This window comes from Shewanella sp. Isolate8 (assembly GCF_022398495.1).
GTDB lineage: Bacteria > Pseudomonadota > Gammaproteobacteria > Enterobacterales > Shewanellaceae > Shewanella > Shewanella aquimarina.
The window spans coordinates 810,022-829,786 of sequence record NZ_JAKEVI010000001.1; the positions used below are offsets into that span (position 1 = coordinate 810,022).

Here is a 19,765-nt window from a genome sequence, read left to right on the forward strand (position 1 = left end):
TTTTCAGTAAAAGTAGGTTTATAGATATAAGATGCGCGTGTAGCTCAGCTGGATAGAGTACCTGGCTACGAACCAGGCGGTCAGAGGTTCGAATCCTCTCACGCGTACCATCTCTTCACTTACTTAAATTTCTGTGCGCGTGTAGCTCAGCTGGATAGAGTACCTGGCTACGAACCAGGCGGTCAGAGGTTCGAATCCTCTCACGCGTACCATATTTTAAAATCGACGGTTTTGGCCGTCGTTTTGTTTGAAAGCCTAGAATTTGCGCGTGTAGCTCAGCTGGATAGAGTACCTGGCTACGAACCAGGCGGTCAGAGGTTCGAATCCTCTCACGCGTACCATTTTAGACGGAGAGGTGGCCGAGTGGCCGAAGGCGCTCCCCTGCTAAGGGAGTATGGGCTTTATCTCCCATCGAGGGTTCGAATCCCTCCTTCTCCGCCATTATTAAAACCCGTAACTTAGGTTGCGGGTTTTTTTATGCCTGTTTTTCGTATCTCTCTCAAATCTTACCCCTATCTGGCCCATGCTGAAGCCAGACCTCCTCATGCACAGCCGATAACCTGTGTAGATTGCATAATCTTGCATTTATCGCAGGTTCTCGTTCGTATTCGTGAATTCAATTTTCAAGCGGGTTAGGGCTTTTTAATCAAATTCTGCATATGGCGGCTAAAATTTTATGTGATCGTCAAAAATAACTGCCATTTATTGTGAAATAACCGAAAGCCCCTTATCAATTAGTCTTATTTTGGTAAGACCAATTTACAACGTGCTCGCCTTTTTGTTATAGATTGGTTAAGGTTTCCTGGCTAAAGGCGATCCCTTTGCGCCCTAATCGACGACACCTGTCATGTCATCGGTCGATTTTTAAGCGTATTACCTGAATAAATAGCATGTCGTGCGGCTAGGCCGTTAGTCTGATGTGCTCGATTAACCTGAGAGGATAGTATGGAATCAATGGCTCAACAGATAATGGAAGCACTGGCGATCATGGTACTGGGAATGGGGTTGGTGTTTATCTTCCTAACTATACTCATTGGGGTCGTTAATCTTGTGGCCTGGAGGTGTGCGCCTAAGCCCAGTCTTGCACCACTCTCCGAGGCGAGTGAGCCGCAAGCGCCACGCTTTCCGGGCGTCGACCCTAAGATGGTCGCCGTGATCACCGCCGCCGTACATCAATATCGCGCCAAAGCATAAATAGAAGTAGGGAGTTTTTATGAGCAAGCCACTTGCATTAACCGACGTCGTGTTACGCGACGCCCATCAATCGATTCTTGCCACGCGTCTTCGTATCGACGATATGCTTCCTATTGCCCCCTTACTGGACAAGGTGGGCTTCTGGTCGCTGGAATCCTGGGGCGGTGCCACCTTCGACGCCTGTATCCGTTATTTGGGGGAGGATCCCTGGGAGCGGATCCGTGAGCTCAAGAAGGCGATGCCCAATACGCCGCAGCAGATGTTACTGAGGGGGCAGAATCTCTTAGGCTATCGTCACTATGGCGACGACCTGGTGCATAGGTTTGTCGAACGCGCACATGACAACGGCGTCGATGTGTTCCGTATCTTCGATGCCATGAATGATGTGCGTAATCTGGAGACTGCGGTTAAGTCTGTGGTCGAGGTGGGTGGTCATGCTCAGGGCACCATCTCCTACACCACGAGTCCGGTACATACCCTAGAGACTTGGGTGGACATGGCTAAGCGTCTGGAAGATATGGGCTGTCACTCGCTCTGTATCAAGGATATGGCCGGCCTGCTCAAACCTTTCGATGCCTTCGATCTCATTAGCCAGCTCAAGGCGCAGACTAACCTGATTGTCTCCATGCAGTGCCACGCCACTACGGGCCTGAGTACGGCGACCTATCAAAAGGCGATTGAAGCTGGCATCGACGTACTCGACACCGCTATTTCTTCGATGAGCCAAACCTATGGTCATAGCGCTACCGAGACCCTGGTGGCCATGGTGGAAGATACCGACAGGGCCACGGGTTACGACATGGCGCTGCTCGAGCAGATCGCCGCCTATTTCAGGGAGGTGCGTAAGAAATACGCCGCCTTCGAAGGAGAACTCAAGGGTATCGATTCGCGTATTCTACGCGCCCAGGTACCCGGTGGCATGCTTACCAACATGGAGAATCAACTGAGGGAGCAGGGCGCCGTCGATAAGTTGGACCTGGTGCTCGAAGAGATCCCTAAGGTGCGTGAAGATCTTGGCTATATTCCGCTGGTCACGCCTACCTCGCAGATCGTTGGCACCCAGGCGGTGATCAATGTGCTCACCGGCGAGCGTTATAAATCACTGACCAAGGAGACCGAAGGGGTGCTTAAGGGCGAATATGGCGCCACGCCTGCACCGGTTAACAGCGAGCTGCAGGCTCGTGTGCTGGCTGGTGGCGAGGCGATCTGTTGCCGCCCGGCTGACTTGCTGCCCAATGAGCTAGACAGCCTGAGAGCCGAGCTTAACGACAAGGCCGCCAGCGACAAGATAAGTTTGGCTACAGAGGTGGACGATGACGTATTGACCTACGCGCTCTTCCCACAGATTGGCCTTAAGTTCCTTAAGAATCGTGATAATCCTGATGCCTTCGAGCCTAAACCCGAAGCACCTCAGGCCGCAGCTCAAGCCACAACTCAAGCCGCATCGTCTAGCGAGCCGGTCGCTACGCGCCAGCCACAAGGTAAGGAAACCTATACGGTCAATGTTCAGGGCCAGAGCTTCGTGGTAGAGGTCTCTCCCGGCGGCGACATCAGTCAGATAGTGCCGAGTGAGAACGTGGTGCCTTTCGCGGCGCCAGAACCCGCAGCTCCAGCGGTCGGCGACGGGGCGCCCATGAACGCGCCTTTGTCGGGTAACATCTTCAAGGTCAATGTACAGCCAGGTGACGCCGTTAAGGCGGGGGATGTGGTGATCATCCTAGAGGCGATGAAGATGGAAACGGAGATCCGCGCCGAATCCGATGGCGTGGTCGCCAAGGTGTGGGTCAAGGAAGGTGACTCTGTTGCCGTTGGCAATCAATTGCTTGCCATTGCATAGGAGCTGAGATGGACGGATTAATCGCCTTTTGGGCCGAGTCGGGTATTGCTAACTTTACCGGTGGCCAGTTGTTGATGATGGCTGTGGGGGGGCTCTTGCTCTATCTGGCCATCGCCAAGGGATTTGAGCCACTGCTGCTCTTGCCTATCGGTTTTGGTGCCATATTGGCCAATATTCCCAACGGGGGCTTTACCGAAGAGGGCGGCATGCTCTATTACGCCTACCACGTGGGGATCGAGACCGGGGTCTTCCCCTTACTGATCTTCATGGGCGTCGGTGCGCTGACAGACTTTGGTGCCCTTATCGCCAACCCTAAGATGCTATTACTGGGGGCGGCGGCGCAGTTTGGGATCTTCGCCACCTTAATTGGTGCCATCGCGCTCAACGCTGTGCCTGGATTTGAGTTTTCCATGACGGATGCGGCGGCAATTGCCATCATCGGCGGCGCCGATGGTCCGACGGCTATCTTCCTCGCCTCCAAGTTGGCCCCTGAGCTGCTCGGTGCCATTGCGGTGGCGGCATACTCCTATATGGCGCTGGTGCCCATCATCCAACCGCCTATCATGAAGCTGCTGACCACTGAGGCCGAGCGTCAGATCAAGATGGAGCAGCTGCGTGAGGTGAGTAAGCTTGAGAAGATCATCTTCCCGCTCGCCGTGTTGGGACTGACGATACTCTTCCTGCCGGCAGCGACTCCCTTGGTGGGCATGTTCTGTCTGGGCAACTTAATGCGCGAGTCCGGTGTGGTCGACAGACTCTCCAATACGGCGCAGAACGAGTTGATCAACATAGTGACCATCTTCCTGGGGCTGGCGGTCGGCTCTAAGCTTTCGGCGGACAAGTTCCTGCAGCTGGAGACCTTAGGCATCTTGGTGCTAGGGGCCGTGGCCTTCGGCATCGGTACGGCCGCCGGTGTACTGATGGCCAAGCTGATGAGTAAGCTGTCTGGCGGTAAGATCAATCCACTTATCGGCGCCGCAGGTGTCTCGGCCGTGCCTATGGCCGCCAGGGTGGTGAACAAGGTAGGTCTGCAGGCCAATCAGCAAAACTTCCTGCTGATGCATGCCATGGGGCCGAACGTGGCCGGTGTGCTTGGCTCTGCGGTCGCCGCCGGTGTCTTGCTGGCGGTGCTGGGCGGCTAGCCTATTTAGACTCGAAGCGTCTTAAACCTAAAAGCGGTCGGCATCTGTGTCGGCCGTTTTTATTTTTTCTGTTTAATCGACTTGCTTAATCGACTCGTGGCATTACGTCCTGATTTAACGCCTTTTCATGGCTTGATTGATTACGCCTCTCCACCAAGCTGGCTGCCATTCGGCTTCCCTTAATCAAGCTAATGCTAAAGCGCTTGATGCAGATCAACGCTAGGCTTGTCGATTTAGTGTCTTATAGTGTGATACAGCTCTCAATACGTCTGTTTTGGTGAGCCATGACCCAATTAGTGAGGAGTAGAGGATGGAATTACGACCCAATTGCTATACCGATATCTGTGTGAACGGTAAATGGTTTCATTATGACCACGGCGATCATTCGGTGTTTATGTTAAACGGCGGCGATCCCTTAACCTTCGAGCTGAGTGAGTTGCCCACCACAGAAGCCGAGCTTGAGGCGCACTTGGAAAGCTTTACCCGCCAGGGCTAACGAGGTTAAGTCAACCGCGCAGGTTTTGCCCGGCGGTGAGCCAGAGCAGAAAGCCGAGTGAGAGCATGAGGGTAGCGCTGATCGCTATAATATAGATAAAGCCCTTCTTGCCTTGTTTTAGCGGCACGCCGTTGAGATAGAGAAACAGCGCCCAGAACAAACTTAAGATGATTGGCAGTAAAAACAGGCGAGCCATGGCGGTTAATTGATACCTTATTGCTGGGTGCAGTTAATATATGATTTAAACTTACTATTTCAGATTTAACAAGCAATTAGCAATAAAAAAGCCGCATTAAGCGGCTTCTTTTTTATCGGGTAGAACTGAGATTAGCTGGCAACCTCAGGGGCGTCAGTCTCTTCGTTGCGATAGAACTGCTCCTGGTCGAGCTGACCCTCAGACTTGCCCACCACCACGGCCGTCATCATGTCGCCGGTCACGTTAGTCGCGGTACGTATCATGTCGATCACCCTGTCGATTGAGGCGATAAAGGCGATGCCTTCGAGGGGCAAACCTACCACGCCCAGGGTGACAGAGAGCATCACCATGGCGCTACCGGGTACGCCTGCCGTACCCACAGAGGCCACAGTGGCGGTAACGGCGATCAGCATGTAGTCGGTCATCTCCAGTGGGATACCATAGATCTGCGCGATGAAGATGGCCGCGATGGCCGGATAGATACCGCCACAGCCGTCCATATTCATGGTGGCGCCTAGTGGCAACACGAAGGCGCCATATTTCTTCGATACGCCCATGGTCTCTGTGGCGCGGGTGCTGGCGGGCAGGGTGCCGAAGCTCGATGCCGTGGTGAAGGCAACCAGCTGGGCTGGCATCGCCTTCCTGAAGAACTGCACTGGGCTCAGGCCGGCGCCAAATCTGACCAGGCCGCCATAGACGAAGATCATGTGGATCAGCGCGGCGATATAGATGGCGCCGATAAACTTGCCCAGCGGCAACAGGGTTGAGAGCCCATATTCACCTACTACCCAGGCCATCAGGCCGAATACGCCGATAGGGGTCAGTTGCAGTACCATACGGGTCAGCTGGAACATCACCTCGGCACCGGCTTCGATGGCGTGCTTGAGTGGCTCGGCCTTCTCGCCAATCTTGTTGATGGCGATACCGACTAAGGCGGCGAAGACGATGATCTGTAGCACCTTGCCTTCGGCCAGGGAGGCAAAAGGATTGACCGGGATCATGTCCAGCAGTACCTGGGCAAAGCCTGGCACGTTACGCTCGCGCACCTCTGTGGTGGCCAGCTCTAGCGAGCCCCCCATGTCGATCAGGCTGCCGATGGTCAGGCCGATAAGCGAGGCTATGGTGCCGGTCAGCATGAACATGGCCAGAGTCTTGATACTCAGGCGCTTGAAGCTAACATCGTTACCCAGAGAGGTGATGCTGACGACAATGGCGCAGAAGATCAGCGGCGCAACCAACATCTTGATTGCCGCGATAAAGAGGTCGCCCAGCGGCTTGAGTTGGGTTGCCTGCTCGCCCAGGACAACGCCCAGGCCTACCCCTAAGATGAAACCGGCGAGAACCTTCTGCCAAAAGGGGATCTGTTTAATTGTTTGCCACATGGGATCTATTCCAAAATTTATTAAGTCGTTATTGTGGATGGCGTTTCGAATCAAAAATGAATTGCTTGTTCTAGCACGAGCCATCCAGGTATTTCAACCTTAGCGAGTGAGCCAGATATTGTATCTGGCTGATGCCTTGCTTACCAAAGCGATTTTGTTATAACTTATTGTGATATAAGAGTTTGTTTTAATAAGATTAAATTTTTACTTTTAGGTAACATCATCAGCTTGAATGACATACACATAAAAATTTACTTTTTTTCATTAGGTAAGGGATCATGACGGCGTTATGGTTGATCTTTAGCGGCGCCTTTTTAGCCGCCACTTTGTTACCGGGTGGATCTGAGGTATTGCTGGCGGCGCTGATCAATCAGGCGCCCGAGACCTGGGTCTCCTTAGTGGTCATGGCGACCCTGGGCAATACCTTGGGATCTTTGACCAGTTACTATCTGGGCGCCCTGGGGCGTTTCGCCAAGACGCCCGAAGAGATGGCCAGCGGCCGTTATCGTCATGGGCTGCGGCTTGTCGAGCGCTACGGCTACTGGAGCCTACTGCTCGCCTGGACGCCCCTCATCGGCGATATCTTATGCCTGCTGGCAGGCTGGCTCAGGATGCCACTGGTTAAGTCCAGCATAATGATTTTTATAGGGAAAGGAGTGCGCTACCTGCTGGTTGCGGCGTTGGCGTTACATTGGTTGTAAGCGGTGTGGTCTTTAGGGACGAACTTATTTTGGCAAAAGCTGTCTCGATAAAGGCTGGCTTCACTGTTTCAAATTAGGAGCAAAGAATGAAAAAATGGATATTGGCTGCGGCGATCTCGGCCGCGCTAAGCGCCTGTGCCAACGCACCGACGAACGTTGCGCTGCCTCAGGGCGTTTCGCTGATCGAAAATGTGGCCCTAGCCGAGTCGGGCGTCGGCATTCCCTACAAGAAATATCAATTGGCCAATGGCCTGACGGTGATCCTGCACCAAGATCATTCCGATCCTCTGGTACATGTGGATGTTACCTATCATGTGGGCTCGGCAAGAGAGCTGCCAGGACGCTCGGGATTTGCGCACCTGTTTGAGCACATGATGTTCCAGGGCTCAGAGCATGTAGGCGACGAGCAGCACTTCAAGACGGTAACCGAGGCCGGCGGCAATCTCAACGGCACCACCAACACAGACCGCACCAACTATTTCGAGACAGTGCCCAGCAATCAGCTAGAGAAGATGCTCTGGCTGGAGTCGGATCGCATGGGGTACTTCTTGCCAGCCCTGACTGACAACAAGTTCGAGGTGCAGCGCGAGACGGTGAAGAACGAGCGCGCCCAGCGTATCGACAATCAGCCCTATGGCCGCATGAACGAGCGCTTCAATCAGGCCTTCTACCCCAGCGGACATCAATATTCCTGGCCCGTCATCGGCTGGCCCGAGGATCTCAATCGTGCCCAGCTCGATGACGTGAAGCACTTCTTCCAGCGTTGGTACGGGCCCAACAACGCCACCATCACCATTGGTGGCGACTTCGACGAGATGCAGACACTGGCCTGGGTGAACAAATATTTTGGTGAGATCCCAAGAGGCCCTGAGGTGAAGCCTGAGGCCAAGACGCTGGTCACTTTAGACAAGACCCGCTACATCTCCATGGAAGACAGGGTACATCTGCCGCTGCTGCGCATGGCATTTCCAACTGTCTACGCCAGCCATGAAGATGAGGCGGCGCTGGATCTGCTGGCCAACATCATCGGCGGCGGCCCTACCTCGCTGGTGTACAAGAACCTGGTGAAGGATGGTTATGCGGTGCAAGCTGGCGTGAGTCACCCTTGTCAGGAACTGGCCTGTCAGTTCTCTATCTATGCCCTGGCCAATCCGGCCAGAGGCGGTCAGCTTGCGGATGTCGAGCAGCGCATCAGGGAATCTATTGCCGAGTTTGAACAGCGTGGCGTGACCGACGATGACCTGCAGAAGGTGAAGGTGCAGTTCGAGGCGAGCACCATCTTCGGCCTGCAGAGTGTTAAGGGTAAGGTGTCGACCCTGGCCCTGAATCAGACCTTCTTCGGTAATCCCGACATGATAGCGCACGATCTTAAGCGCTACGCCAACGTGACCAAGGAAGATGTGATGCGGGTGTTTAACACCTACATCAAGGGCAAGCCGTCTGTGGTGATGAGTGTCGTGCCTCAGGGGCAGAAGCAGTTGATCGCCCATCAGGATAACTTTGTACCGCCGGCGCCGCGTGTGGCGGCAGAGGCCGTGACCGGCATGGTTGATGTGGCAAAGGCTGGAAGCAGTTTCGATCGCAGTGTCATGCCGAGCGCCCAGCAGGCACCCGTTATCACGGCGCCAAGCCTGTGGACAGATAAACTGAGCAACGGCATAGAGGTTATGGGCACAGAGAGCGACGAGACGCCTACCGTCGAGCTGCTTATCTACCTCAACGGTGGCCATCGCCTGGCGGATGTGAAACAGGCGGGGCTAGCCGGCCTGACTGCGGCCATGCTTAACGAGTCGAGCGAACAGCGCAGCACCGAAGAGCTGGCACAGGCGCTGGAGATGCTCGGCAGCAGCGTCAGTTTCGGCAGCAGCATCTATCAGAGCTATATCAAGGTCTCGGCCTTGACCTCGCATCTGGATGAGACCCTGGCGATCGTTGAGGAGAAGCTGTTCCATCCTGGCTTTAAAGAGAGCGATTTTTCCCGGGTGCAGCAGCAACACCTGCAGAGCCTGCAGCACATGCAGTCCGACCCTAACTATGTCGCCGACAGCCAGTTCGATGCCTTGCTCTACGGCAAAGACACGGCCCTGGGCGTGAGCGACATGGGCACGCCAGAGACAGTATCTCAGCTGACACTGGACGATGTTAAGGCTTTCTACAACAAGCAGTTCCGCGCCGGTAACGCCCAGATAGTGGCCGTGACTAACCTGTCTAAGGCGCAGCTGATGCCTAAGCTTAAGGGCCTCTCCAAGTGGCAGGGGGAGGCGACGCCTATGCCTGAGCTTGCAGCCATGCCAAAGCTTGATGCCGGTACCGTCTATATTTTGGATAAGCCGGGCGCGGCGCAGTCGGTGATCAAGATAGGTAAGCGCGCCATGGCCTATGACGCCACAGGAGAGTTCTTCAAGTCTTACCTGATGAACTACCCGCTCGGCGGCGCCTTTAACAGCCGCATCAACCTTAATCTGCGTGAAGATAAGGGCTACACCTATGGCGCCCGCAGTTACTTCAGCGGTGGTAGCGAGCTTGGCCTGTTCGAGGCTTCGGCCAGCGTTCGTAGCGATGTGACGGCGCAGGCGCTCAGCGAGTTTGCCAAGGAGATCAGTGCCTATCAGGCTGGCGGCATGACAGACAAGGAACTGAGCTTCCTGCGCAGCTCTATCTCTCAGGGTCAGGCTCTGGATTATGAGACGCCATACCAGAAGGCGGGCTTCATGCGGAAGATTCAGCGTTATGATCTCGCCGCCGATTACACTCAGCAGCAGGCCGAGATCATCAATTCGGTCAGCAAGGATGAGCTCAATCAGCTGGCGAAGGATAAGCTGGCATTGGACAAGATGATCGTCCTGATCGTCGGCGACAGGGCCAAGATAGAGCAAGAGATTAAGGCCCTTGGCTACCGGGTGAGTAATTTAGAGTTGTAATCTGTAGATTGCGCCCCAATATAAGCCCTAGCGGTGAGCATTAACTCTGCTCACCGCTTTATTTTTTCCCTTGCCAAGGATCTAGCACAGCGGCTATTTTGTGGTGATGGCGAAAGCAAACGCGCTTTTTGCAGGTCTGACTTGCAAGGCAAACGGTTGAAGCAATGAGAGACGAAGAATTTGAACTCTTTCGATGAAGTGATAGGCCTACTCGACAACGAGCAGGGAAGCGCCGCACTGGCAGGTATGCAACGAGGTATTGAGCGCGAAGCATTACGTATCGAGCCAAATGGTCATCTGGCCATGGATAAACATCCTAAGGCGCTCGGCTCGGCCCTGACCCATTCGCGGATCACCACAGACTACAGCGAATCCCTGTTAGAGTTTATTACCCCAGTCTATCAAGATATCCCCGCCTTGCTGACGGATCTCACCCAGACCCATGCCTTTACCGTAAGGCATCTGGGCGAGCAGCAGCTCTGGCCGGTGAGCATGCCCTGTTATGTGGGCGATGTGGCCGATATTCCCATTGCCGATTATGGCAGTTCCAATACCGGCAAGCTTAAACGTTTGTATCGCAAAGGGTTAACCTATCGCTATGGCGCCCAGATGCAGATCATCTCTGGCGTACACTTTAACTTTTCCGTGTCCGATGCCCTATGGGAGCGACTCTACCAGGCATCGGATAAACGTCTCAGCCGGGGCGATTTTATTTCCGAATCCTATTTTGGATTGATCCGTAACTATCGCCGTCTGGTATGGGTACTGCCTTATCTGTTTGGCGCCTCGCCGGCTCTGTGTGGCTCCTTCATCAAGGATCAACAAACCGATCTTGCCTTCGAGAAACTGGGTAAGGGCACCCTCTATCTGCCCTATGCCACCTCGCTGCGCATGAGTGATTTGGGGTACACCAATAAGGAGCAGGAGCGGCTTAACATCAGTTACAACTCCCTGGCGGATTACCTCGAGGGGATCAACGCGGCCATCAAGATGCCATCGGCCAGTTTCGAGGCGATAGGCGTCAAGGTCGACGGTGAGTTCCGTCAGTTGAATGCCAACGTGCTACAGATAGAAAACGAGTTCTACTCACCCATCCGTGCCAAGCGGGTCACGCTGGCCGGCGAGAAGCCTTCTCAGGCATTGGCCCGTGCCGGAGTCGAATATATCGAGGTGCGTGCACTGGATGTTAATCCATTCAGCCCCGTGGGCATTGATGCCGATCAGGTGCGCTTCCTGGATCTCTTCCTGCTGCACTGCCTGCTGACGCCATCGCCCAAGAGCGATGCACAGGACGAGGCAGCCATCGGCGATAACCTGAGCCGGGTGATCACCCGAGGCCGAGAGCCAGGGTTGACCCTTAATCGCGCCGGTGAGGAAGTGACGCTGAAGGCCTGGCTGGAGTCGCTCTTTGGTGAGCTAAACACTTTGGCCAAGCTGCTCGATGCTGAAGGACAGGCTTATCAAGACAGCCTGGCCCATTGGCTCGAGGCGGTGCGCGATCCTGCTAAGACGCTGTCTGGCCGCGTGATGTCGACGCTGCTGGCCGAGGGGATAGACCACAGTCAGTGGGTGAAATCACTGGCGAAAGATTATTATCAGGCCCTGCTTGAGTATCCACTCTCTCAAGAGGTTGAGGCGGCCTATGAGGCGGCGGCTACGCAATCCCTAGCGGCCCAGGCCCAGCTTGAGGCCGAATCAACCCAGGACTTTGAGCAGTATCTTGCCGACTACTTTGCCGAGGCGCCCGCGCCGGTAGAGCAAGTGGTGTAAGTATGAAGGCTCGCGCTATTGGTGCAGGTGCTGGCCTGCTGACGCTGATGATGTTATCGGGCTGCGCCTCTGGGCCCGACAATGAGTCGCTGTGCGCGACCGTGTCTGGCTATCAGATGCCCGATGAGTCCCAGGGCTTGTACCGCGCCGTGGTGACCCATCTCAATGGTAAGCCTGTGATCTCAAGGCCCAACTATCGCCTCACGCCTGGGGAGTATCAATTTACCCTGGCCGAACTCATCGACTCGCCGCGGCTCAAGGTGAAACTCGCGGCGCGCAAGACCAAGACACTGACGCTGCATCTCGAGGCGAATCAGCGCTATCATCTCGCCGCGCAATTTAATCAAGACAAGATCTACCGCGGACTGGACAGCGACTACTGGCAGCCGGTGGTGTGGGTCCAAGAAAGTCACGAGTGTGAGTTTCTAAGCGAAAGCAATTAGTGCGCCTTTGCCAAGGTTAAAAATCCCTTTGGCCGAGGTGAAAAATCTCCTTGGCCGATTGCATCTCGCTAGTAAGGATGTGACACTAGCCTTTTGATTGAGTTATTGTTTCGGGCCTTTTGATGAGAAAGATTTCCTTTGCCTTACTTGCCGCCACGCTTCTGACTCTGGGCGGCTGTGCCACCTCTCCACCGGAGGATCCTGAGAACCTCTGCGCCATCTATCAAGAGAATCGAGACTGGTATGAGGCCGCGGTCAATACCCGCGAGAAGTGGGGCGTCCCGGTACATGTCCCGTTGGCCATGATGTATCAGGAGAGCTCATTTAAACATAATGCCGCGCCGCCGATGGAGTATTTCTTAGGCTTTATCCCCATCGGCCGTGCCAGCGACGCCTATGGCTATGCCCAGGCCAAGACGCTGACCTGGGATGACTATGTGCGTGAGACGGGAAACTCCTGGTCGAGCCGCAGTGATTTCGATGATGCCATGGACTTCATGGGCTGGTTTATCTACAAGACTCATAAGATCAACGGAGTCTCCAAGTGGGATGCCCGTAATCAGTATCTCAATTACCATGAGGGCTGGGGCGGTTATAAGCGTGGCACCTACAGGCAGAAGCCTTGGCTGATCAAGGTGGCCGACAAGGTCGACAAGCGCTCTAAGCGTTATGCCGCCCAGTACCACAGCTGTAAGGAAGATCTCGACTCCTCCTGGTTGTGGCGTCTCTTCTTCGGCTAACTGGTTGAATTTACCTCGCCTGCCTCTTTGAAAGGGGTGGGCGAGGTGCTGAGCCAAGACTCTCGATATGGCTAAATATGTCCGGTTGCGTCGTCAAATCGCCTAACAATTAGCTATTTATCACCTATCTATTACTTATCCAGCACTCCAGAACTCACTGTTTTTATATTCGCACAATGTTAATCGGTTATTTGGGGGCTAAGTCAATGCTGCCTAAGCCTTTTTACTGCACTTAGGTTAATCCCGCCGATCACTATTATCTGCATTTAAAAATGACTATAATGCGCGCAAAACAATAGCCTTACCCTACAAAAAGGATAAAAGATGACTAAGCCATTTGTTGCCGTACTCATGGGATCGGATTCTGATCTCCCAACAATGCAAGCCACCTTAGATGTACTTAAAACTTTCGGTATTCAATACGAAGCCAAGGTAACTTCGGCGCACCGCACGCCTGCAGCGACCCATGCTTACGTTCACGATGCCGAAGAACGTGGTTGTAAGGTATTTATCTGCGCGGCGGGTCTGGCGGCTCACCTGGCAGGTGCCGTAGCCGGTATCACTACTCGTCCGGTCATCGGTGTGCCAGTAGATTGCGGTCCACTACAGGGTCATGATGCTCTGCTATCGACAGTGATGATGCCTGGCGGTGTGCCTGTGGCAACCGTGGCTATCGGCAGTGCAGGCGCGAAGAACGCGGGTTACCTGGCGGCGCAGATGCTGGCCGTTGGCGATGATGCCCTGGCGCTTGCGGTGAAAGAAGAGCGTGCTAAGTCTGCCGAAGCCGTACAGGCAAAAGATGCCAAGCTACAAGAGAAATTAGCCAACGCATAATCTCATTTTTATGAGAAAAAAAGCCGCCAACCTTATAGGTTGACGGCTTTTTTTTGTCTTGTTTAACCCTTTAGCCAATTTCTAACGTTACTAGAATTAATGATGAGTTTAACGTGACAGCAGGAGTGTGAAATGTGGATGAATCTATCGACCCAAGTTAACGCCTTGCCGAGCACTGGTAACCTAAATCATTTGTCCTCGTTGGTGGTGGGATTTTTGTTCCTTATGCTCTCGGGCTGTCACATGACAAATCAACAATCACGTGAACAAAACACAGCTGAAGCGCAGGTGAAACAGACTGAAATCCTTGAGATACAGGCAACTGATAATAGCAGCGAACAGCCGCTGAAAGTGCTTAAGCCATCAACACGAGAAGAGCCTGCTGCCCCGCAAATAAAGCAGGGAGAGCATACCTTAGTTAAACCAATTGATAAGCCTTGGCCGCCTCAACCGGATCCTAAACCTGTATTGGAAGAGAAGCCTAAAAAGGACAGCATATAGTTGAATTTACAAGCATACCTTAGGTTAGCCGTAGACAAACGCAGCGAGGCGATGCAGACTCAGTCATAGAAGACTGATTATCCATTTATGGATATGCATAGGGAGCCTAGCGTGACTAAGGTATCTGAAGATGATGTTGTAAAGGATCCTGATCAAACCTTAATGATGCAATACGCCCAGGGAGATCAGGGAGCCTTTGAGCAGCTTTATCATAAACACAAGGGTGGCCTGTATCGCTATTTCAAGCGTCAACTCGGCGACGCTGCCCTGGCCGAAGACCTCTACCAAGAGACCTGGAGCCGGGTGATTAAGGCAGCCGCAGGCTACGAGCAGCGTGCCAAGTTTACCACTTGGCTCTATCGCATCGCCCACAACTTGCTAATCGATCATGTCAGGGCGCTCAAGCCGGTGGATAGCCTGAGTGATCCGGCGGGCGATGAACAGCCCTTGGAGGCTGTTATTCCCAGCGATGAGAGCGGCCCGGACAACCAGCTCGAGGATGAGCAGAAGGCCTCGATCTTAAAGGATTGCATCAGCCTTTTGCCCCATGTGCAGAAAGAAGCCTTTCTGCTGAATGTGGAGATGGGATTTACCGCGGCGGCGATTGGTGAGATCGCCGGGGTCGGCATGGAAGCCACCAAGAGTCGTATTCGTTATGCCAATCAGGCGCTTAAGGCCTGTGTGCAACAGAAGTGGCAGGAGCAGTCTAATGTCAGATGAAAACGATAAAATGCTCTCGGATGCCGAGCTAAAGGCACTCTATCTCGCAAAGGCGACAGAGCAGCCATCATCAGAGCTGGATGCCCGTATCCTGGCGATGGCCCAGGCACGCCTAAATGAGCGGCGCCCAAATGAGCAATGCCTAAATGAACAGCAATTGGCCGAGCAAGAGAGTGAGGGGGCGGAAAAGCAGAGCGGGTCTGCCAATGTTATCCAGGTCAGCTTCTGGCGCCGTTATCGCTGGCCGATGTCAACGGCCGCGTCCGTACTCCTGTTGTCTAGCCTGCTGCTGATGAACCTCAATGGACCAAACCCCATAGACGAGCAGGTTCGGCCTATGCTCGCCAGTGAGCCTCAGCCGATGAGGATGACCGCGCCGCCCGAGCAGCAAGAACCGAAAGTACAGCAGGGCCCCAGTGCCCAGGCCGATGTTGACGTGCCCGAGATGGCGAGCCCCCAGGCCGTCACTGTGATGTCTCGTAAAGCGCCTGCGGATCTCAAGACAGAGGTGAAGACAGGCACGCAGCCAGACGAGCAGGCCAAGCTCGAGTCGCTAACGCCTAACGAAGCCGAAGTGAAAACCCAGGCCAAGGCGGTGATATCGGATATTCAGGCGGTGAATCATCTGCAGCAGCTGGTCGATGCCGAGCTGTGGCCTGATGCCAATACCCTCTACCAAAGATTGTTAAAGGAGCGTCCAAGGCTGGAAGATAGCAGCCATCCTCAACATTCCCAGTGGCGTGAGTTGGTGAATCAGATTAAGGCGCACCGACAGGATAACTAAATGCGGTGAATTAGCAATGGGGCCTATGGGCCCCATTTGTTTAGAAGGGCTTAATTCGCTGGTGGATTTGGCTGGGTCATTATCAACCAATCTTTTACGCCATCTTTTACCACCCTCGTTTACCATCATCTTTTGCGACTCACCCTTTGCCCTCTCTTTTGACTAGCTTCTTTTGCTACCACCGTTTGCCACCTCTTTTGGTTAAATGGATAGCGATATCCACTCCCCTTATCAGCCGACTAAAGGTCAGTGTAGGATTATGGATATTTGTACACATTTGCTAATACTTCTTTGGTCACTAATTACTGTAGATTTAAGGAAAGTTTGCTACCTTGTTGCCCCATAAGAATAAATCTAACTTAATCATGGGCGCTTTATGAAACTTTCTCACCTGTTTGCCTGCTGCGCGATCGCCTTGGGCACAGTCTCCTCCGCACCACTCTTCGCCGCTCAAGCTAAAAATGTAAAAGCCGAGGGCCAAGCCGCCGAGCAGAACGTAGGTTATTACCGCTCGCCAGCCATACATGGCGATACCTTAGTGTTTACCGCCGAGGGCGATCTTTGGGTTCAGCAGTTGGGCGATGCCCAGGCGAGAAGGCTTACCAGCCTGCCAGCGCAGGAGCTGGGCGCCGCCATCTCTAACGATGGTCAGCAGCTCGCCTTTGTCGCCAACTATGAAGGGGCCAGCGAGGTCTACGTGATGCCGGTTCAGGGGGGCGTGGCCAAGCGAGTCAGTTTCGAGAACAGCCGAGTAAGAGTGCAGGGCTGGACGGCTGATGGCAAGGTGCTCTATGCCACGGATAATGCCTTCGGCCCGGCCAACTATTGGGTGCTACGCAGCGTCGATCCTAAGACGCTAACCACCCAAGATCTGCCGCTGGCGGATGCCATCGAAGGTGTGGTGGACGATGCCGGTGATTATGTCTACTTTACCCGCTTCGGTCTGCAGGCCACAGGCGATAATGCCAAGATGTATCGCGGCGGTGCCAAAGGCGAGTTGTGGCGTTATAAGCTCGGCAGCGACCAGGAGGCTCAGCCTCTGACCGTCGAGCATGAAGGCTCGGTGCGCCAGCCCATGTTGTGGCAAGACCGCCTCTATTTCGTCAGCGACAGCAGCGGCAACGATAATATCTGGTCCATGGCGCTCGATGGCAAGGATCTACGTCAACATACGCAATTCAGTGACTGGCAGGTACGCGGTGCCCGCCTAGAGCAGGGACGCGTGGTGTTTCAGCAGGGCGCCGACATCAAGCTCTATGATATCGCCAGCAATCAGGTGTCGACCCTGGATATTCATCTAACCTCTGATTTTGCCGAGCGCCGTGAGCACTGGGTCAATCAACCAATGAAGTATGCCACCTCGACTAGCCTGGCGCCGAGTGGCAACAAGGTGGTGATCACCGCCCGCAGCCATGTGGCCCTGGCGGGCACAGACGGCTCGCGTCTGGTTGAGCTGGCGCTGCCCGGAGACTACCGGGTTCGCGGCGCCGTGATGAGCCCGGATGGCAAATGGGTCTATGGGATCAGCGATGCCTCGGGTGAGCAGGAGATCTGGCGCTATAGCGCAGATGGCAGCGATGAGGCCAAACAGCTCACCCAAGATGGCAAGGCTCTGCGTATGGCGCTGAGCCTCTCACCGGATGGTCGCTACATTGCCCATGACGATTACAACGGCGACCTCTGGCTCTTGGATCTCAAGAAGGGGCGCAACAGCAAGATATTGACCAATGGTCAGGGACTCGGGCCCTATGGCGATGTGGTCTGGTCGAACGACAGCCGCTTCATTGCTGTGACCAAGGATGAACGAGGTCAGCTAAGACCACAGATAGTGCTCTACTCTCTGGAAGAGGAGAGAGCCGAGGCGCTGACCAGCGACAAGTATGAATCTTTCTCGCCCGCCTTTAGCGATGATGGCCAGTGGCTCTATTTCATCTCTAATCGTGAGTTTAATGCCACCCCAACCTCGCCTTGGGGCGATCGCAACATGGGACCGGTTTTTGACAAGCGCGGGCAGATCTTCGCCCTGGCGCTGACGCCAAAGGCGGTATTCCCCTTTACTAAGCCTAACGAATTAAATCAGCAGCCTGCTAAAGAAGCGAGCGCCGCCGATAAGCCCGCCAAGACTCAGGTTCAGTGGCAGGGGCTTGGCAAGCGTCTATGGCAGGTGCCGGTCGCCTCTGGTAATTATAGCCAGCTACAGGTGACCGAGAAGGGACTTTACATGCTGGCTAATTCTGTCGACGGCGCCCAGGCTCCAAATCTGATGTGGGTCAAGTTCGACCCCCTCGGCCCCAAGGTGGAAACCTTCAGCGAAGATGTGGCCAGCTATGGGCTTTCAGCCGATGACAGCAAGCTCTTCCTACGCCGCCACAGCAAAGGCGGCGCGGAGATGCTGATCGTCGATGCGGGCGAATCGCTGCCAAAAGATCTTGCCCATGCCAAGGTACAGACAGAGCAGTGGCAACTGGCGATCTCGCCGCAGCTCGAGTGGCAGCAGATGTTTGAAGATGCCTGGCTGATGCACAGAGATTCCTTCTTCGACAAAAAGATGCGCGGCCTCGACTGGCAGGCGACCAAGGCCAAGTACCAGCCGCTGCTGGCCAGACTGACCGACCGTCACGAACTGAACGATATCTTCATGCAGATGATGGGCGAGCTCGATGCCTTGCACTCTCAGGTGCGTGGCGGCGATCTGCCACAGGATCCTAACCAGCCTAAGGGGGCGAATTTAGGTGCCCGTCTGTTACAGACCAAGCAAGGGGTCAAGATAGCCCATATCTACCAAAACGATGCCGAGTTACCCCAGCAGGCTTCGCCGCTGGCCAGGGTCGATGTTGATGCCAGGGTGGGTGACTTGATACTGGCTATCAATGGTAAGCCCGTTGAAAACGTTGCCGACGTGGCGCGTCATCTGCGCAATCAGGCCGATAAGCAGGTGCTGCTGACCCTTAAACGCGATGGTAAGACGCTCAAGACCATAGTCTTGCCTGTGGCTAACCGCGTCGATGCCAAGCTGAGATACCTAGATTGGGTCAACAACAATAACCAGAAGGTGGCTAAGGCGGCAGGCGGTGACATAGGTTACCTACACCTCTATGCCATGGGTTCAGGCGATATCGCCAACTTTGCCCGCGAGTTCTACGCCAACATAGAGAAGAAGGGCTTGATCATCGATGTGCGCCGTAACCGTGGCGGTAACATCGACAGTTGGATCATCGAGAAGCTGCTGCGCCGCGCCTGGATGTTCTGGCAGCCTACCCAAGGCACGCCAAATACCAATATGCAGCAGACTTTCCGTGGTCACTTGGTGGTGTTAACCGATCAGCTGACCTATTCAGATGGCGAGACCTTCTCTGCCGGCATCAAGGCGTTAGGCCTGGCGCCGCTCATCGGCAAGCAGACCGCCGGTGCCGGTGTTTGGCTCTCGGGTCGTAACTCGCTGACCGATAGGGGGATGGCACGGGTTGCCGAATATCCTCAGTACGCCATGGATGGACGCTGGATAGTGGAAGGTCGAGGCATCAGCCCGGATATCGAGGTCGACAATCTGCCCCACGCCACCTTTAAGGGAGAAGATGCCCAGTTGAATAAGGCGCTTAACTATCTCAAGCAGAAGCTGGAACTCGAGCCTGTATTGCCGATTAAGGCGCAGCCGATGCCAGGCAGCGGGATGGCCCAAGACGTTAAATAAAGCTTTTTATAACGCCTTAAGTTAACCCATACCATTTTAGGGGGTTACCGACCAAGCAGTTCCCAGGTCGGTAACCTCCATTTTTATGGGCGCTGATTTACGTGCGCGGATATATGTATGCTGAGCACGATTTCTCTGTGGCAAAGGCTAGGGCCTGTTGACCTTTTGAGAGCAAATTTTGTTCTAATTGAGCACGTTCAAATCGCGACAGGAGGCTTGGAGTATAGTTATTCTATATAAAAGCCGAGTAACAAAGAGTTGAACTTGCTCAAGACGAACCCTGCGGGCAGCGTCTGTATCATTTTTCTACTGCGTTATCGCTCATTGATGTAGCACACTAGATTACAATCGCTCTGCCTTGTATAAAAGCGATACAGAATGCTGCAAAAATGAACGTGAAAGATAAACAGGCC

The 19,765-nt window shown here is 54.2% G+C and carries 16 protein-coding genes and 4 tRNA genes; 18 read left to right on the top strand and 2 right to left on the bottom strand.

Going from position 1 to position 19,765, the window contains the following annotated elements; all coding sequences use genetic code 11:
• Positions 1–33 precede the first annotated feature (33 nt).
• The 8 genes from L1D43_RS03480 (at position 34) to L1D43_RS03515 (ending at position 4,669) form a co-directional block, all read left to right on the top strand.
• Positions 34–110: transfer RNA gene (locus L1D43_RS03480), tRNA-Arg, on the top strand.
• Between the two features lie 25 nt (positions 111–135).
• A tRNA-Arg gene (locus tag L1D43_RS03485) sits at positions 136–212 on the top strand.
• 52 nt (positions 213–264) lie between these two features.
• Positions 265–341, top strand: a tRNA-Arg gene (locus tag L1D43_RS03490).
• Between the two features lie 8 nt (positions 342–349).
• Positions 350–441 (top strand) — tRNA-Ser (locus L1D43_RS03495).
• A 504-nt stretch (positions 442–945) separates the two neighbouring features.
• Positions 946–1,194: an OadG family transporter subunit gene (locus L1D43_RS03500; RefSeq protein ID WP_239849964.1), complete on the top strand. Its 249-nt coding sequence runs from the start codon at positions 946–948 to the stop codon at positions 1,192–1,194.
• Between the two features lie 19 nt (positions 1,195–1,213).
• Positions 1,214–3,031, top strand: a complete 1,818-nt coding sequence (oadA, locus tag L1D43_RS03505; RefSeq protein WP_239849965.1) for a sodium-extruding oxaloacetate decarboxylase subunit alpha — start codon at positions 1,214–1,216, stop codon at positions 3,029–3,031.
• A gap of 8 nt (positions 3,032–3,039) precedes the next feature.
• The gene (locus tag L1D43_RS03510; RefSeq protein WP_041510492.1) at positions 3,040–4,173 is read left to right on the top strand and encodes a sodium ion-translocating decarboxylase subunit beta; all 1,134 of its coding nucleotides are present in this window, start codon (positions 3,040–3,042) and stop codon (positions 4,171–4,173) included.
• Positions 4,174–4,483: 310 nt separating this feature from the next.
• The gene (locus L1D43_RS03515; protein ID WP_144203348.1) at positions 4,484–4,669 is read left to right on the top strand and encodes a hypothetical protein; all 186 of its coding nucleotides are present in this window, start codon (positions 4,484–4,486) and stop codon (positions 4,667–4,669) included.
• Positions 4,670–4,679: 10 nt separating this feature from the next.
• On the opposite strand, the gene L1D43_RS03520 is transcribed toward L1D43_RS03515, so the two are convergent.
• Both L1D43_RS03520 and L1D43_RS03525 read right to left on the bottom strand, forming a co-directional pair.
• The gene (locus tag L1D43_RS03520) at positions 4,680–4,865 is read right to left on the bottom strand and encodes a hypothetical protein (RefSeq protein WP_011865025.1); all 186 of its coding nucleotides are present in this window, start codon (positions 4,863–4,865) and stop codon (positions 4,680–4,682) included.
• 131 nt (positions 4,866–4,996) lie between these two features.
• Entirely contained in the window at positions 4,997–6,247 is a 1,251-nt protein-coding gene (locus L1D43_RS03525) for a dicarboxylate/amino acid:cation symporter (protein WP_239849966.1), read from the bottom strand.
• 278 nt (positions 6,248–6,525) lie between these two features.
• On the opposite strand from L1D43_RS03525, the gene L1D43_RS03530 reads away from it, so the two are divergent.
• The 10 genes from L1D43_RS03530 to L1D43_RS03575 all read left to right on the top strand — a co-directional run bounded on the left by L1D43_RS03530 (position 6,526) and on the right by L1D43_RS03575 (position 19,352).
• Positions 6,526–6,948, top strand: coding sequence for a YqaA family protein (locus L1D43_RS03530; protein WP_239849967.1), 423 nt, complete (start codon positions 6,526–6,528; stop codon positions 6,946–6,948).
• Positions 6,949–7,034: 86 nt separating this feature from the next.
• Positions 7,035–9,869 (top strand): pitrilysin family protein, encoded by a 2,835-nt coding sequence (locus L1D43_RS03535; RefSeq protein ID WP_239849968.1) that lies wholly within the window; start codon positions 7,035–7,037, stop codon positions 9,867–9,869.
• A gap of 180 nt (positions 9,870–10,049) precedes the next feature.
• Positions 10,050–11,639 (top strand): glutamate--cysteine ligase, encoded by a 1,590-nt coding sequence (gene gshA / locus L1D43_RS03540; RefSeq protein WP_239849969.1) that lies wholly within the window; start codon positions 10,050–10,052, stop codon positions 11,637–11,639.
• Positions 11,640–11,641: 2 nt separating this feature from the next.
• Positions 11,642–12,082 (top strand): hypothetical protein, encoded by a 441-nt coding sequence (locus L1D43_RS03545; protein ID WP_239849970.1) that lies wholly within the window; start codon positions 11,642–11,644, stop codon positions 12,080–12,082.
• 122 nt (positions 12,083–12,204) lie between these two features.
• A complete protein-coding gene (locus L1D43_RS03550) occupies positions 12,205–12,822 on the top strand; it encodes a lipoprotein (RefSeq protein WP_041510499.1) in 618 nt (205 codons plus the stop codon).
• Positions 12,823–13,146: 324 nt separating this feature from the next.
• A complete protein-coding gene (gene purE, locus L1D43_RS03555) occupies positions 13,147–13,656 on the top strand; it encodes a 5-(carboxyamino)imidazole ribonucleotide mutase (protein ID WP_041510500.1) in 510 nt (169 codons plus the stop codon).
• 132 nt (positions 13,657–13,788) lie between these two features.
• Positions 13,789–14,157, top strand: coding sequence for a hypothetical protein (locus L1D43_RS03560; RefSeq protein ID WP_239849971.1), 369 nt, complete (start codon positions 13,789–13,791; stop codon positions 14,155–14,157).
• Positions 14,158–14,319: 162 nt separating this feature from the next.
• The gene (locus tag L1D43_RS03565; protein ID WP_239851034.1) at positions 14,320–14,877 is read left to right on the top strand and encodes a sigma-70 family RNA polymerase sigma factor; all 558 of its coding nucleotides are present in this window, start codon (positions 14,320–14,322) and stop codon (positions 14,875–14,877) included.
• Positions 14,867–15,661, top strand: coding sequence for a hypothetical protein (locus L1D43_RS03570; protein WP_239849972.1), 795 nt, complete (start codon positions 14,867–14,869; stop codon positions 15,659–15,661). The genes L1D43_RS03565 and L1D43_RS03570 overlap by 11 nt, the downstream gene beginning before the upstream one ends.
• A 376-nt stretch (positions 15,662–16,037) precedes the next feature.
• Entirely contained in the window at positions 16,038–19,352 is a 3,315-nt protein-coding gene (locus L1D43_RS03575; RefSeq protein ID WP_239849973.1) for a S41 family peptidase, read from the top strand.
• Positions 19,353–19,765: the final 413 nt, after the last annotated feature.